Here is a 15,397-nt window from a genome sequence, read left to right on the forward strand (position 1 = left end):
CTGACTGTTGTCAGCCAATGAATCTAAAAACGCCTCGCAAAATTGCGAGGCGTTTTGTTTTTTGCCGTGGCGGACGGAACGGTTGTGCCATCTTGCCGACGAATTTGCCGAAGGTTAGTTCACTCAGTGCGGTTATTATCTATTCGGCGCGATTATTATCTATTCGGCGTGATTATTGTTCACTGATGGCTTTACCTTTACGCAGGCGGCGCACCCACATCCGGCTCGGGTGCAGGCTTTCCATCACATCGACCGGTAGCGGCAGCGGATCACCACAGATGATGGATGCCAGAACTTCGGCCAGAAGAGGGGCCGAACTTAGGCCACGCGAACCGAGACCAAGCAAGCCATACAGTTGCGGGTACTGAGCCACACGTGGCGCTTCATCCTGTGCCATGTGCACCAACTGTTGGTACTGCTCGAGAATTTCCGCCATCTGACCGATACTGCCGACAAAAGGCAGGTGATCACGGCTGACGCAGCGGATGGCCTGACGTGAGTCGTTACCTGAGGTGTCGACCTGAGCCGGCCAGCTTTGTGTACTGACACATTTGGCCAGACGTGCGCCATTTTCGGTTTGTGCCTGCGCGTCAAACTCATGGTCGATGTGTTCGCGGTCATAACTCGCCCCGATGCAATGGGTGGCTGTGTCTGGGTTGGCCGGGGTCATGTAACCGTCGTAACACAAAACCGAACGCAGTAACCGCAGGGTGTCGTTGCTTGGTACATGACTGACCTGACCTTTGACTTTACCCAGCGGCTGTAGCTTGGTCTGCTCGATGGCGTCAAACTGATGACCATTGGCCATAATCACGCACTGATGATGTCTCGTCTGCTGCACGGGTGATGTGCCGGCAAAGGACAGCTGCCACTGCTGGCTGTCAGCCAGCCATTCCAGTTTGGTCAGCTCATGATCATAACGGGCAGTCAGTTTGCCTTGTCGGGTTAAATGGTTCAGCAGCCCTGTGGTGAACTGAGCCGGGCATAGCCAGCCGCCCAGCGGGTAGTGGACGCTTTCCACATCAACCGGTAAGCCGACCACTTGCGCGCTCTGCTCGGGGCTGAGTTTGGTGACTAAATCGTGACTGAAATCACCGGCGATCATTTTATTGAGTTTTTTGGCGGACTTTTCATCCCACAGTAACTGAGTCACGCCACACCAGTCATGATCGAATTCGATGTTTTCTGCCATCTGCTCAAAGAACTGGCGGGCGTATAAAAAGGCCGGGGCAAACACGCGAGACACGCCGCTATGCTCACCATTGAGCAGCGGATAGACGGCGCCCTGGCGGTTGCCGGACGCGCCCTGAGCCGCTTCACTGTCCTGGCAATACAGCGTGATGGCCACGCCACGTTCGCTCAATGCTTTAGCCAGAGCGGCACTAGCGATACCGCCACCTATAATGGCCACATCCTTGACGTCGCTCAGGGCCTCGATGTGATACCAGGGTTTAATATTGCTGGCCGGCTGTTTGTCGCTCATGGCACCGGCGATCATTTCCCGTTTGGTGCCAAAGCCTTTGACTTTCTTCATGTCAAACCCGGCTTCTATCAGGCCGCGACGCACAAAACCGGCTGCGGTGAAAGTGGCGCAGGTACAGTCTTGTTTCGCCATCATTGCCATGCCGTTAAACAGGTTTTGATTCCACATTTCGGGATTTTTACTCGGAGCAAAGCCGTCCAGGAACCAGGCATCGACCAGACCTTTTTCAGGAACCGGAACGCCGGGCATGCAATCTTTAATGTCACCAAACCATAAATCCAGGGTGACCGCGCCATCGGCCAGTACAATACGGTGACATTCTGGCACAGCAGGCGGATAATGCTGATGTAATTGCCTGGCATAATCAGCCAGTTCCGGCCACGCCTGATGAGCCTGGACTAAATCTGCACGACTGAGCGGAAACTTTTCAAAACTAATGAAATGTAACTGCTGTAGTGTCGCTTGTGGGTTTTGCTGTCTAAACTTGTCAAACCATTGCCAGGCGGCAAGGAAGTTAAGTCCGGTACCGAATCCGGTTTCGGCAATGACGAAACGGCGCTGATCGTGTTCGTGCCAGCGCTGAGGAAGGTGATTTTGGGTCAGAAATACGTAACGGGTCTCTTCTAACCCATTAACGTTAGAGAAATAGACGTCGTCAAATTGGTCAGAAACCGGGGTTCCGGCCTCATTCCAGCCGAGTTGTGCATGAGTGATTGAAGTCATAATGGGCGAGTTCTATGATATTTGACGTAATTATGGGCCGGGATTGTACGGATTTATGGGAAAGCTGACCACTTTTGTTGGCCTTCTTCGTTATCATTTATCAGAATTTTGAATTATAGGAATGTCACATGAAACGAGTCGTAATCACCGGTATGGGTATTGTTTCAAGTATCGGTAACAACGTCGAAGAAGTTTTAGCGTCTCTTAAAGCAGGTAAGTCAGGCATCAATGCTTCTGAGCAATTCAAAGAGAAAGGTCTACGTTCTCAAGTTTGGGGCGACCTGAAAATCAACCCTGCTGAACATATTGACCGTAAACAAATGCGTTTTATGGGCGATGCAGCGGCATACGCTTACCTGTCGATGGAACAGGCGATTGCTGATGCAGGTCTGACTCCAGAGCAGGTTTCTAACGACCGTACAGGTATCATTGCCGGATCGGGCGGTGCGTCTTCCCTGAACCAGGTGAACGCGGTCGATATTCTGCGTGAGAAGGGTGTGAAGCGCGTTGGTCCTTACATGGTACCGCGTACTATGTCTTCAACGGTTTCGGCTTGTCTGGCAACTCCATTTAAAATCCGTGGCGTTAACTACTCAATAAGCTCTGCTTGTGCGACATCTGCACACTGTATCGGCAACGCAATGGAACTGATCCAACTGGGTAAACAGGACATCGTATTCGCGGGCGGCGGTGAAGAACTGGACTGGTCACTGACCATGATGTTTGATGCGATGGGTGCACTGTCAACTAAGTACAACGATGATCCATCTAAAGCGTCTCGTACCTACGATGCAGACCGTGACGGTTTCGTTATCTCCGGCGGCGGCGGTATGGTCGTGATTGAAGAGCTGGAACACGCTCTGGCACGTGGCGCGAAAATCTACGGTGAAATCGTCGGCTACGGTGCGACTTCGGACGGTTACGACATGGTCGCTCCGTCTGGTGAAGGTGCAGTGCGTTGTATGCAGATGGCGATGCAAAACGTGGACGACGTGGACTACGTAAACACACACGGTACGTCAACACCGGTTGGTGATGTGAAAGAACTGGGTGCGATTCAACAGGTCTTCGGCGGTAAGAGCCCGGCGATTTCAGCAACCAAAGCGATGACAGGTCACGCTCTGGGTGCGGCGGGTGTGCACGAAGCGATCTACTCAACCCTGATGCTGCATCACGGTTTTGTTGCACCAAGCATCAACATTGAAAACCTGGATGAAGCGGCGCAAGGTCTGGATATCGTGACTGAAGCTCGTGAACAGGAACTGACCACTGTGATGTCAAACAGTTTTGGTTTTGGTGGCACTAACGCGACGCTGGTAATTAAGAAATACCAGGGCTAAGCGCCTCTGACCAATCCGTTTCCAGAACCGATCAGCCTGGCTGATCGAACAGACGCAGACTCTGTCCCATGGAGAGCGGGACAGGATCCTTTTGTTCTGGTTATTGCCCGGCAACCATTTTTGGTGCCGGGCATTTTTATGGCCAACGTGTTAATCCTCGACACTGGCAACGCTTTTCTGCACAATGCGTTGTTAACCTGCCAAGCACACTAGTAACGCAACCCCAGTCAAAAAATAATGTGAACTCTGTATGAAAATTGTGATCGACGAAAACATGCCTTATGCAGCTGAGCTGTTCAGCCAGTTGGGTGAGGTGATTTTAAAACCAGGCCGGACTCTGACCGCCGACGATCTGATTGATGTCGATGCGCTGATGATTCGTTCGGTGACCAAAGTCAACCAGGAACTGATCAGTAAGGCCAATAAGCTGAAGTTTGTTGGTACGGCGACTGCGGGAATGGACCATGTAGACCAGGCGTTGCTGCAAGATCGCGGAATCTTCTTTACTGCGGCACCAGGCTGTAACAAAGTCGGTGTGGCGGAATATGTGGTCAGTGTGTTGATGGTGCTGTCACAGCAACAGGGTTTTTCGGTCTTTGATAAGACGGTCGGTATCATTGGCGCGGGCCAGGTGGGCAGCTATCTGGCCGAGTGTCTGAGCGGTATGGGCATCAAAGTTCTGCTCAATGATCCACCGAAACAGGCGCAAGGTGACTCTCGTGTCTTCACTCCGCTTGAGGCTTTGCTTAGTGAAGCGGATGTGATTACTGTGCATACGCCGATCACCAAAGACGGTGAATGGCCGACCCATCATCTGATCAACGCCGACGTGCTGGCGAATCTGCGCAGTGACCAGATCCTGATTAACGCCGCTCGTGGTCCGATTGTCGATAACGAAGCGCTGAAAGCGCGTCTGCTGGAGCGTGACGGTTTCACCGCTGCGCTGGATGTGTTCGAGTATGAACCTCAGGTCGATATGACACTGCTGCCTCTGTTGGCGTTCGCGACGCCACATATCGCCGGTTATGGTCTGGAAGGTAAGGCGCGTGGTACGACGATGATTTTTAACAGCTACTGTGAGTTTCTGGGTGAAGCTCATTGTGCTAATCCATCCAGCTTACTGCCGGTAGCTCCGGTTCCCGAGGTGACGCTGGATCGGGCCTGGGATGAAGCGACACTGCTGTCCTTAACCCAACTGATTTATGATGTGCGTAGGGATGACGCACTGTTCCGTCGCGAAATACACAAACCTGGCGCGTTTGACCAAATGCGTAAACACTATTGGGACAGACGTGAGTATAGCGCGGTCACACTCGTTGGTGATGCCGGATGTAATCTGGAGCCGCTGGCGAAATTAGGTTTTAAAATTGAGGTAACGAATGAGCCAAGAATTTAACGTTGCAATATTTGGTGCAACAGGCGCCGTCGGTGAAACGATGCTGGAAGTGCTGCAGGAGCGTAAGTTCCCGGTCGGCAATCTGTACCTGCTGGCCAGTGAGCGCAGTGAGGGCAAGACTTACCGTTTCAACGGTAAAACGGTCCGGGTCGAGAATGTCGAAAACTTTGACTGGACGCAAGTTCATATTGCGTTGTTCTCTGCAGGTGGTGAACTGTCAGCCCAGTACGCGCCGATCGCGGCAGATGCTGGTGTGGTGGTGATTGATAACACCTCACAGTTTCGTTATGACTACGACATTCCGTTGGTTGTGCCGGAAGTGAACCCGCAAGCGGTGGCGGATTTCCGTAACCGTAACATCATCGCTAACCCGAATTGCTCGACCATCCAGATGCTGGTCGCACTGAAGCCGATTTATGATGCGGTGGGTATTGAGCGCATTAACGTCACGACTTACCAGTCGGTATCCGGAGCCGGTAAAGCTGGCATTGATGAGCTGGCAGGACAGACCGCCAAGCTGCTGAACGGTATTCCGGCTGAGAGTAAAGAGTTTCGTCAGCAAATCGCGTTTAACTGTATTCCGCAAATCGATCAGTTTATGGACAACGGCTACACCAAAGAAGAAATGAAAATGGTGTGGGAAACGCAGAAGATTTTTAATGATGCGGCGATTACGGTTAACCCGACCTGTGTGCGTGTGCCAGTTTTCTACGGTCATGCAGAAGCGCTGCACGTTGAAACCAGTGCTCCGATCGATGCTGAGCAGGTGATTGATTTGCTGGAACACACCGAAGGAGTGGAAGTGTTCAAGGGTGAAGATTTCCCGACCCAGGTGCGTGATGCCGGCGGTAAAGACCATGTGATGGTGGGACGTATCCGTAACGACATCAGCCATCACAGTGGTATTAACCTGTGGGTTGTGGCTGACAACGTGCGTAAAGGTGCGGCGACCAATGCAGTGCAGATTGCTGAGGTGCTGATTCGGGATTATTTCTGAGTTAGGTCAGTCGTCTGATGTAAAAAAACCACCGTAAAACGGTGGTTTTTTTTATTTCTTCGGCTTGTGAGCGTCAGGGTTGTCTTTGCAACTTCCGTCTGCGCATTTGCCGTAAAGATACAGGCTGTGGTTGGTCAGTTGGACATTGTACTGCGCGGCAATTTGTTTCTGACGATCTTCGATCATATCGTCCGAAAATTCAATTACTTCACCGCAGTCCAGGCAGACCAGGTGGTCGTGGTGGTGCTGCGTTGACAGTTCAAATACCGATTTACCGCCTTCAAAATGGTGACGGGTCACGATGCCTGCATCATCAAACTGGTTTAGTACCCGATAAACTGTGGCAAGGCCAATCTCTTCACCGAGATCAATCAGCTTCTTGTACAGCTCCTCAGCACTAATATGTTGGCACTCAGGCTGCTGTAATACTTCTAAAATCTTGAGCCGTGGAAGGGTTACTTTAAGACCAGCATCCTTTAGCGCTTGGTTATTGTCTGACATATACTTTCCCGTTGATGATCTGCAGTAATTAACAGAAGTCAATGTTGTCCAACATTATAGGTTAGTCGCCGCGAACAATAAACCACGAACTTCAAAGGGTTACTACTAATTATTATAAAGCGGGAGTACATCACTGATATAAGTAATCCGACCAGTTACACTTTGTTAACATTTGGCAGAGGTAAAATCTTGGGTGGTTGACGCTTAACTCCCTGATTTTACGCTGGCTGGGTATCTACATGGCGTCAGAGGTATTTACATAATGCATACAACCCTCGCAAAACTCTATCGTCCTGGTGTGGTGAAATGGGCATTGAACTGCTGGCCACCATTTTGGGGCTCAGGGATTAAAATAGTCACTATCAGTAATGATTTTCGTGAAGCGCGTCTGCAGTTAAAGCTGCGTTGGTGGAACAAAAATGCCAATCGCTCGCAATATGGCGGCAGTATCTTTTCTTTAACCGATCCGGTTTACGCTCTGATGTTGATGGGGATCCTCGGCGATCAGTACTATGTCTGGGACAAGCAGGCGAGCATCAATTTTATTAAACCCGGCCATACCGATTTACATGCGGACTTTTTGATCTCGCAACAGCAACTGGATGACATTCTGGCTGCAACCGCATGTGGTGATAAGTGTTTTCCCGAATTCATCATCCATGTCAAAAACGCGCATGGTGAAGTGGTGTCGGAAGTGCATCGCCAGCTCTATGTGCGCAAGAAGCCCAAATACCGCGATGTGGAGCCCTCAGCGATGATGGAATCACAAACAACAGTGCGATCGGAAAATATTGCCTTGGTCGAGTCGTTAAGCCCGGCAGAGTCGATAACGTCGTCCAGTCAGGTTGTGACGCAGGACGACCGTGCCGCGCGGCGTTACGGGCAGCAGCGCTAGCGTGTGCGGTTGCGATAGGCCCGGCATACATCAATCCACGCTTCCGCCGTGCGCGGCACGTAGCGCTCGGCGTGCCAGATAGCGCCCAAGCGCCATTCAATTGAAGGTGACATGGCTTTTATCACCACACCTTCGCCCTGAATACGATGACACAAAGGCTCAGGTAAAAAAGCGACGCCCACGCCGCTTTTGACCAGTGCGACCAGAAAGTCCCACTGGCTGCTGCGTGCGGCGACAGAAGGAGTGATCGCCTGTTGCTGACACAGAGTTGCTATGTATTCGCTGAGGGTGAAATCATCGGTATACAGATAAAACGGCTCGTGCTGAATATCCTGCCAGTGCACAATGTCCATCTCGTTCCAGGGCGCGACATCCGGCAGCACGGCGCAAATCGGGTAACTGTCGAGATCGAGAATATTGAGCGTGTCGGCGGCGCTGGGCGAGAGCATGGTGACGGCGACGTCAAGGTCACCGTTATACACGGCTTGCTCAATTTTACGTCCGCCGCACTCAACGATGGTCAGTTCGACATTAGGAAAGGCTTGGCGATACTGGCGAATCAATCCGGCGTACATATGACCGACCATGGGCGGTATTCCGAGGCGCAGGTGGCCGCGTTGCAATTGGTTGAGGTCGAGCAGCTCAGCATTGAGCTGGTTGAACTGAGCCAGGATCTGCTGGGCACGCTGATAAACCACTTCACCGGCATCGGTGAGCCACAAACGGCGACCTTCCCGGTGCAGTAATGGCTGTTCGACTTCCTGCTCTAGGCTGCGAATCATTTTACTGATGGTCGGTTGGGTGACAAACAACTTTTCTGACGCCCGGGTAAAACTCTGCTCGTTGACCACTTCAATAAAATAACGCAGTGCTTTGATGTCCATGTCGTTCACTCCGGTTGCTAAATATTCCATTTTGGCATGAATTGAATAATAAAAATTCATTTTATGATGGTTTTGCCTCTGCCTATACTGTGATTGACTTCTCAAAAAGGCAAATGGGCAATGATAAAACTAATGAACGCGCTGATGACTCTGGGTCAGGTCACAGCATTAACCCTGATCTGGTTCATCGCCGATGAGCTGGTGGCACACTTCCATCTGCCATTACCGGCTAATTTAACCGGCATGCTGATGCTGCTGGCCTTGGTGATGTGCCGAGTGGTCAAAGTGGACTGGTTCCGGCGTGGTGCCAGCTGGTTGCTGGCCGAGATGCTGCTGTTTTTTATTCCGGCTGTGGTGGCAGTGATCAATTATCAGGATATGCTCGCACAGCAAGGGTTGCGCATTCTGCTGGTGCTGGTATTGAGTACCATCATAGTGATTGCCTGTACGGCCTGGGTCGTTGACAAGCTGTATCGTTATGAGCTCAAAGTGGCGCGGCGGCGCAGTCAGTTAGGGCAGGAAGCATAATGATGGCTGCCGGAACTTCGCTGTTGGGGGCAGTTTGTCTGTTAATGACATTAGTGCTCTATTTTGCCAGTAAGGCGCTCTATCGTCGTAAGCAGACTATGTTGTTGATGCCGTTATTGCTGGTACCTGTGTTACTTATTCTGGTGGTGGTGGGTTTGCATATCTCTTATCAGGACTATATGGCCGAGTCACACTGGCTGGTATGGATGCTGGGCCCTGCCACGGTAGCGTTTGCGGTTCCTGTCTATGATAACCGACATTTGATCGCGCGCCACTGGCTCTCTTTATCAGCTGGCGTGGCGGTTTCTGTGGTGGTTGCGGTCAGCTCAACGGTATTCCTGGCCCGTTGGCTTGAGTTGCCGGAATTGCTGCAACGCAGCCTGGCGATGCGTTCAATCACGACCCCTTTTGCTGTCGAGGCCACCAAGTCAGTTGGCGGACAAACCGATCTCACTGCGCTGTTTGTGGTGCTGACTGGGGTGATAGGTATGCTGGTCGGCGAGGTGATTTTTACCTTGTTGTCGATTCGCTCCCGTCTGGGACGTGGTGCCAGCTTAGGAGCCTCAGCCCATGGTGCTGGTACCGCTAAAGCCTATCAGCTTGGTCATTCCGAAGGGGTCGTCTCGAGCGTGGCGATGATGATAGCGGGAATTATCACCGTGCTGGTGGCACCGCTTATCGGTCAGGTGATGTGGTAAATCTGCGCTAAGCGTAAGCGGATATAAAAAAACCCTGCCTGGCAGGGTTTTTTCAATCAGTGCGACAAGCTTAGTCTTCCAGCTCAGCCAGGCACATCTCTTCGTAAACCTGGGTTACCCATTTGGTCACACGTTGCTCAGTCAGTTCTGGCTGACGGTCTTCATCAATACACAGGCCGATGAAGTGGTTTTCATCAACCAGCGCTTTCGACGCTTCAAACTCGTAACCTTCTGTTGGCCAGTGACCCACAATGGTTGCGCCTTTGGCTTCAACGATGTCACGCACGGTGCCCATCGCGTCACAGAAGTACTCAGCGTAGTCTTCCTGGTCACCACAACCAAATACAGCGACGAGCTTGGTTGAAAAATCAATGGCTTCTAATTCAGGGAAAAAATCATCCCAGTCACATTGAGCTTCACCGTAATACCAGGTAGGGATACCGAGCAGCAACAGATCGAAGTTATCAATGTCTTCTTTGCTGCTTTTAGCAATATCTTGAACGTGAACCAGTTTTTTACCCAGTTGTTTCTGAATCATCTTTGCAATAGCTTCGGTGTTACCTGTATCGCTACCAAAAAAGATACCTACACTTGCCATAGAGTCTTTACCTTTAAATTGTTATGGGTTGGCGCTGGTTGAACGCGCGGGCATTAGCCAAGTCCGGTTCCTTCCCAACTCAGTTGGATAATGCCTTTGGCGATAAAGCCGGCACAACCTAAAAATAGAACAAGCCACACGATACGACGGCCAAATGGCGGAACATTACCTTGTTTTAAAACGTCTTTTATTGCCATTCCGATCAGAAAAAATATAGACGCAAACAGCAGATCGAGTCCGACAGACTCAAGCATGTTCATGTAGTCGTACAGCATGGTAGTCCTTTATGCCAATTTGCTTGCGCGCACTATACCATTGTTGTCGGGCAAAGTTAATGCGCGGATGAGAATCGATTTCACACTTGGCGGATGAGAAAAACCGCGATCAGCCGACAACTGCAGTGCGTTATCTCATGTGATGAATTTGCGTATCGCACGCAGTACTTCGGTTGGCTTTTCTGCGTGTAGCCAGTGGCCGGTGTTGGCGATGACGTGGGCTTTCGCCTCGCTGAACTGGGCCTGAACCTCGCTCTGATGCTCGGCGGTCAGATAATCGGAGTCACCACCTTTAATGAACAGGGTCGGAATCGTGCAGCATGTGATCGGCTCCCAGCCCATAATGTGAGCGTAGTTGGCTTTGAGCGCGGTGACGTTGAAGCGCCAGGCCATGATGCCATCGCAGTTATACAGGGATTTACCCAGGAACTGACGTACACCGTCAAGCTCGATGTGCTCGGCAAGAATCGCCATTGCTGCACTGCGTGAAGTCGGCTTTTGTTCTTCAACCGCGGTCAGACCGGCAAAAACCTGCTGGTGGCGATGTTCGCGGTAAGCATACGGGGCAATGTCCATTACCACCAGTTGACGCATACGATCGGCGGCGATATCGGCCAGTTTCATTGCCGTTTTTCCGCCCATGGAATGGCCGATCACGATGGCATCACGAATATCAAGATGTTCGAGTAACTGTTTGATATCCTGAGCGAGCAGAGCGTAATTGTGCTGCTCACTGTGCAGTGACAAGCCATGGTTACGCAGATCGACACTCAGGACCTGATGATCGGTTTTCAGGTCGCGGGCCAGCAGGCCCAGGTTGTCCAGATTACCGAACAGGCCATGGATCAAGACGACGGTGTGACCCTCACCTTCAAGTTTGTAATTCAGAAGTGCTGACATTTTATCTTATTAGTAATGGGTTTAACGTAGAGTCTCGGCAAAGATCTCGCTATAATCCCCCAGAGTTTAAACATTGAGATTGTGAAAAGCGAATGAAAACAATTGAGGTAGATGAGGATCTATACCGTTACATTGCAAGCCAGACCCAACACATCGGTGAGAGCGCGTCGGACATTCTGCGCCGCCTGTTGAAAGCGGATGGACAAAGCACTCCTGTTGCTCCTAAGTTGTCGGTGGAGCCGAAAGGTATAGTTGTGAGTAAAGATGCTGGGCAAGAAACGAAACTGGATGGCGTGAAAGAGATGCGCGCTCTGCTGATTTCAGACGAATTTGCTGGTCTGAAAAAAGCGGTTGATCGTTTTATGCTGGTGCTTTCCACTCTTCATCGCATCGATCCTGCCAGCTTTTCTGACGCCACGTTAGTGAAGGGCCGCAAACGTGTTTATTTTGCGGACAATGAGCAGACCCTGCTGGCCAACGGTCAAACGACGAAGCCCAAGGCGATTCCGAATACCCCGTTCTGGGTGATCACCAATAATAATACCAGCCGTAAACAGCAAATGATTGAGCAGGTCATGCTGCGTATGAACTTCCCGGCTGAGATTATTGAAAAGGTCACTCAATCTATTTGATTATATTGATCAAGCCCTAAAAGTCTGACTAAAACCTCATAATATGCAATCTAAACTGCGTATTATGGGGTTTTTTATTTGTCGTTATTTCTGAAAGGATGTCTCCTATGCCAATGCACCCACGTGCAGGACAAAAAGCCCAACAGCAGGACCTGCATAATATTCCCGCGCTTGTTGCTAACTACTATCTGTTGCAGCCTGATCCAAGCAATCCGCAACACAAAGTGGAATTTGGCACCTCAGGGCATCGCGGTACTGCGGATAAATCCACATTTAACGAGAACCATATTCTGGCGATCGCCCAGGCGATCGTTGAAGTCCGTACCGAGCAAAAGACTTCAGGTCCGCTGTTCGTTGGTAAAGATACCCATGCGTTGTCTGAACCTGCCTTCAGCAGCGTGATCGAAGTCCTGATTGCCAACGGCGTTGAAGTGATTGTTCAGCAGGACAACGGTTATACGCCGACGCCGGGTATTTCCCATGCCATTTTGACCTACAACCGTGACCACGCCGAAAAAGCGGATGGTATCGTCATTACCCCGTCGCACAACCCGCCCCAGGACGGCGGCATCAAATATAACCCGACTCATGGCGGCCCGGCGGAAGGTGAACTGACCCAGGCGATTGAAAACCGTGCTAATCAGCTGATTGCCGAGGGGATGAAGGGAGTAAAACGCCTGCCGATTGGCGAGGCGAAACAGTCTGCATTGTTTAAACAGGTGGATTTGGTTAAGCCTTATATTGACGACCTGGTGAATGTGGTTGATATGGCGGCGATTCAAAAAGCTAACCTGAAACTGGGTGTGGACCCACTCGGCGGCAGTGGTATTGATTATTGGCGCCAGATCGGGAAGGCCTACAATCTGAATCTGACCCTGGTCAGTGAAGCGATTGATCCCAGCTTCCAGTTCATGTCACTGGATAAAGACGGTGTCATTCGTATGGACTGTTCTTCGCCGTATGCGATGGCCGGTCTGCTGGCATTGAAAGATGAGTACGACCTGGCGTTCGGTAATGACCCGGATTATGACCGTCATGGCATCGTGACTCCGAAAGGTTTGATGAATCCGAACCACTTCCTTGCGGTGTGTATCGATTACCTGTACCGCCATCGTGACGGCTGGGGTAAAGATGTCGCTGTCGGTAAAACCCTGGTTTCTAGTGCCATGATCGACAAAGTGGTGGCGGATTTGGGCCGTGAACTGTGCGAAGTGCCGGTCGGCTTCAAATGGTTTGTAGATGGGCTGTACAACGGCAGCTTTGGTTTTGGTGGTGAAGAGAGCGCTGGCGCCTCTTTCCTGCGTAAAGATGGTACGCCGTGGTCAACCGACAAAGACGGCATCATTCTGTGTTTGCTGGCCGCGGAAATTACGGCTGTGACCGGTAAAACGCCGCAGCAGTACTATGACGAGCTGGCGGCTAAACATGGTGATTCACACTACAACCGGATTCAGGCGGTCGCGAACGGCCCGCAAAAAGAGGTATTGAAAAAGCTGTCACCTGAAATGGTGTCAGCCCAGACTCTGGCTGGTGATGCGATTACTGCCCGTCTTACCCATGCGCCGGGCAATGGTGCAGCGATTGGCGGCCTGAAAGTGACCAGTGATTTTGGCTGGTTTGCGGCGCGTCCTTCCGGCACCGAAGATATCTACAAGATTTACTGTGAGAGTTTCAAAGGTGAAGCGCATCTGCAGCAAATAGAGCAAGAAGCTCAGGATATCGTGAACCAGGTGTTTAAAGACGCCGGACTGTGATCGGCTGAGCGAGGCAGTTGAAGACTATGACGTGAAGAGGCGCACTGAGCGCCTCTTTTTATCTCTGTAGTTTCCGGTTTGTCTGCCCGAGTACAGCGTGATTGTCAGAGGCGTTCGGATTACGCGCCGATATTGTGGGGCCAGTCGCGAGGAACCACAAACCAGAATTGGCCGGATTCACTCTGGCAGTGGACAAAACCGTCGGCGTTGCCGTGAAAACGCTCGGCATCCGCGCTGCGCCCGGTCAGCCATTGTGATTTGTCCAGCAGGTAAAGTGGTTCTTCTATCTGAGCGAACTGATGATCATAACACCAGTATCCGCTGACCTGCGACTGATTGAGGCGAAAGCCCAGACAGTCTTCGGGCACGGTTTCCGGCACGAACGGATTGAGGTACAGACGTCCCTGCATCAGCAAATTGGGTTGTGCATTGGCCCATAAAGGATAGGTTTTGATGAACGCATCGTTGGTTGACATCGGCAACTGGTGGTTGAGCATATGGGCCAGTTTGAGATCCAGTCGGTCCTGGGCATTCGGGCCGTACCATAGCCCATTCTGGAGCAGATAAAACTTTACCGCGACTTCCCAGTGTTCATACTGCTCGGTTTTGCTGTTTTTAACGATAAAATCGATGGAGCCCAGTGTACGGCCATGTTGATTGAGCTGAATCTCGTCCGATACAGAGTGATAACGCGGCGTGGCAGAGAAGAGTTGCAAACATAAATGCTGATAAAGAAAGCCCAGACGGCGGTTGCCCTGATATTCAGCCCATTTCTGCGAAGCGGGCTTACGAAATGGCGGTGTGCCGGCAATCGGCGGGGCAGATTCAAACAGTGATGGGGTAGTGGCTACCCAGTGGGTGAGTTGTTCCAGATCCATAATTGTCTCGTTCCGTCAGTGTTCTTTTCGACATTTTAGCGCGAAATTGGTAGCGTAAGCGGGAAATTGTCAGTTTTAAAATGAAAATGTTATAACCACGCCATGAATATCAGGCAATGGGATCAATGATGAATAATTTACAACTTGAAATGTTGCTCAATGACACGCTGTCGCCACAGCTGATTAAAGATTATTGCCCGAACGGTTTGCAGGTTGAGGGTAAATCGGAAGTCAAAAAAATTGTTACCGGTGTGACAGCATCTAAGGCGCTGATAGAAAAAGCGATAGAGCTTAATGCTGATGCGTTGCTGGTCCATCATGGCTATTTCTGGAAAGGTGAAAATGAGGCGATTCGCGGTATGAAAGGTACGCGCATCCGTCAGTTAATTAAGCATGATATCAACCTGCTGGCCTATCATTTACCACTTGATATCCATCCTGAGCTGGGTAATAACGCGCAACTGGCCAAGCGACTGGGTATTAAGGTTGAAGGTGGACTTGAAGGGCATCCGCAATCGGTGGCGATGTATGGTTCATTGGCTGAGGCGCTCAGCGGAGATCAATTGGCACAGCGTATCAGCCAGGTACTCAGCCGGGCACCGCTGCACATTGCCCCGGAGATGGCAGACAAACCGATTAAAAAAGTCGCCTGGTGTACCGGTGGTGGTCAGGATTATATTGAACTGGCGGCAGCGCAGGGTATGGATGCGTTTATCTCCGGTGAAATCTCAGAACGCACCACATACAGTGCTCGTGAGCTTAACATTCATTATTTCTCTGCGGGCCATCATGCTACGGAACGCTATGGGGTGAAGGCGCTGGGGGAGTGGCTGGCGGCCGAGCACGGATTTGAGGTTGAATTTGTCGATATTGATAATCCGGTGTAACGGACAATCTGAACTCAATGCGCGATAC

The 15,397-nt window shown here is 51.0% G+C and carries 15 protein-coding genes and 1 pseudogene; 9 read left to right on the forward strand and 7 right to left on the reverse strand.

Features of this window, described 5'->3' with window-relative positions:
- Positions 1 to 172 precede the first annotated feature (172 nt).
- A complete protein-coding gene (gene mnmC, locus E6C74_RS01045; protein ID WP_136482514.1) occupies positions 173 to 2,206 on the reverse strand; it encodes a bifunctional tRNA (5-methylaminomethyl-2-thiouridine)(34)-methyltransferase MnmD/FAD-dependent 5-carboxymethylaminomethyl-2-thiouridine(34) oxidoreductase MnmC in 2,034 nt (677 codons plus the stop codon).
- Between the two features lie 128 nt (positions 2,207 to 2,334).
- Here mnmC and fabB point away from each other — a divergent pair, with 128 nt between their 5' ends.
- The 3 genes from fabB to E6C74_RS01060 all read left to right on the forward strand — a co-directional run bounded on the left by fabB (position 2,335) and on the right by E6C74_RS01060 (position 5,939).
- The gene (gene fabB, locus E6C74_RS01050) at positions 2,335 to 3,546 is read left to right on the forward strand and encodes a beta-ketoacyl-ACP synthase I (RefSeq protein WP_136482516.1); all 1,212 of its coding nucleotides are present in this window, start codon (positions 2,335 to 2,337) and stop codon (positions 3,544 to 3,546) included.
- A gap of 250 nt (positions 3,547 to 3,796) precedes the next feature.
- The gene (locus E6C74_RS01055; RefSeq protein ID WP_136482519.1) at positions 3,797 to 4,942 is read left to right on the forward strand and encodes a 4-phosphoerythronate dehydrogenase; all 1,146 of its coding nucleotides are present in this window, start codon (positions 3,797 to 3,799) and stop codon (positions 4,940 to 4,942) included.
- Positions 4,926 to 5,939 carry an aspartate-semialdehyde dehydrogenase gene (locus E6C74_RS01060; RefSeq protein WP_136482521.1) on the forward strand — a complete coding sequence of 338 codons (1,014 nt, stop codon included), beginning with the start codon at positions 4,926 to 4,928 and terminating at the stop codon, positions 5,937 to 5,939. The genes E6C74_RS01055 and E6C74_RS01060 overlap by 17 nt, the downstream gene beginning before the upstream one ends.
- Positions 5,940 to 5,990: 51 nt before the next feature.
- Here E6C74_RS01060 and fcrX read toward each other — a convergent pair whose 3' ends face one another.
- Positions 5,991 to 6,440, reverse strand: coding sequence for a ferric iron uptake transcriptional regulator FcrX (fcrX, locus tag E6C74_RS01065; RefSeq protein WP_136482523.1), 450 nt, complete (start codon positions 6,438 to 6,440; stop codon positions 5,991 to 5,993).
- Between the two features lie 262 nt (positions 6,441 to 6,702).
- On the opposite strand from fcrX, the pseudogene E6C74_RS01070 reads away from it, so the two are divergent.
- Positions 6,703 to 7,179 (forward strand): annotated as a pseudogene (locus E6C74_RS01070) (DUF4442 domain-containing protein); the annotation flags it as partial.
- 152 nt (positions 7,180 to 7,331) lie between these two features.
- On the opposite strand, the gene E6C74_RS01075 reads toward E6C74_RS01070, so the two are convergent.
- The gene (locus E6C74_RS01075; protein ID WP_136483163.1) at positions 7,332 to 8,219 is read right to left on the reverse strand and encodes a LysR family transcriptional regulator; all 888 of its coding nucleotides are present in this window, start codon (positions 8,217 to 8,219) and stop codon (positions 7,332 to 7,334) included.
- Positions 8,220 to 8,339: 120 nt separating this feature from the next.
- Here E6C74_RS01075 and E6C74_RS01080 point away from each other — a divergent pair, with 120 nt between their 5' ends.
- Positions 8,340 to 8,747, forward strand: coding sequence for a CidA/LrgA family protein (locus tag E6C74_RS01080; protein ID WP_206208361.1), 408 nt, complete (start codon positions 8,340 to 8,342; stop codon positions 8,745 to 8,747).
- A complete protein-coding gene (locus tag E6C74_RS01085) occupies positions 8,747 to 9,445 on the forward strand; it encodes an LrgB family protein (RefSeq protein WP_168796921.1) in 699 nt (232 codons plus the stop codon). Before E6C74_RS01080 ends, E6C74_RS01085 begins: the two co-directional genes overlap by 1 nt.
- Before the next feature lie 70 nt (positions 9,446 to 9,515).
- Here E6C74_RS01085 and fldA read toward each other — a convergent pair whose 3' ends face one another.
- The 3 genes from fldA to E6C74_RS01100 form a co-directional block, all read right to left on the reverse strand.
- Complete coding sequence (gene fldA, locus E6C74_RS01090; RefSeq protein WP_136482527.1) at positions 9,516 to 10,043, reverse strand: flavodoxin FldA; 528 nt, start codon at positions 10,041 to 10,043, stop codon at positions 9,516 to 9,518.
- A gap of 53 nt (positions 10,044 to 10,096) precedes the next feature.
- On the reverse strand, positions 10,097 to 10,318 hold the full coding sequence (locus tag E6C74_RS01095; RefSeq protein ID WP_136482529.1) for a DUF2788 domain-containing protein: 222 nt from the start codon (positions 10,316 to 10,318) through the stop codon (positions 10,097 to 10,099).
- 135 nt (positions 10,319 to 10,453) lie between these two features.
- Positions 10,454 to 11,218: an alpha/beta fold hydrolase gene (locus tag E6C74_RS01100; protein WP_136482531.1), complete on the reverse strand. Its 765-nt coding sequence runs from the start codon at positions 11,216 to 11,218 to the stop codon at positions 10,454 to 10,456.
- A gap of 92 nt (positions 11,219 to 11,310) precedes the next feature.
- Here E6C74_RS01100 and seqA point away from each other — a divergent pair, with 92 nt between their 5' ends.
- Positions 11,311 to 11,850: a replication initiation negative regulator SeqA gene (gene seqA, locus E6C74_RS01105; RefSeq protein ID WP_136482533.1), complete on the forward strand. Its 540-nt coding sequence runs from the start codon at positions 11,311 to 11,313 to the stop codon at positions 11,848 to 11,850.
- 107 nt (positions 11,851 to 11,957) lie between these two features.
- Positions 11,958 to 13,604 carry a phosphoglucomutase (alpha-D-glucose-1,6-bisphosphate-dependent) gene (pgm, locus tag E6C74_RS01110; RefSeq protein WP_136482535.1) on the forward strand — a complete coding sequence of 549 codons (1,647 nt, stop codon included), beginning with the start codon at positions 11,958 to 11,960 and terminating at the stop codon, positions 13,602 to 13,604.
- Between the two features lie 119 nt (positions 13,605 to 13,723).
- Here the strand turns inward: pgm and E6C74_RS01115 are convergent, their stop codons facing one another.
- The gene (locus E6C74_RS01115; protein WP_136482537.1) at positions 13,724 to 14,482 is read right to left on the reverse strand and encodes a DUF1853 family protein; all 759 of its coding nucleotides are present in this window, start codon (positions 14,480 to 14,482) and stop codon (positions 13,724 to 13,726) included.
- A gap of 128 nt (positions 14,483 to 14,610) precedes the next feature.
- Between E6C74_RS01115 and E6C74_RS01120 the strand changes: the two genes are divergently transcribed.
- Positions 14,611 to 15,369 carry a Nif3-like dinuclear metal center hexameric protein gene (locus E6C74_RS01120; protein WP_168796940.1) on the forward strand — a complete coding sequence of 253 codons (759 nt, stop codon included), beginning with the start codon at positions 14,611 to 14,613 and terminating at the stop codon, positions 15,367 to 15,369.
- Positions 15,370 to 15,397 lie beyond the last annotated feature (28 nt).

Source organism: Vibrio sp. H11 (assembly GCF_004804295.1).
GTDB classification, from domain to species: Bacteria; Pseudomonadota; Gammaproteobacteria; order Enterobacterales; family Vibrionaceae; genus Vibrio; species Vibrio ostreae.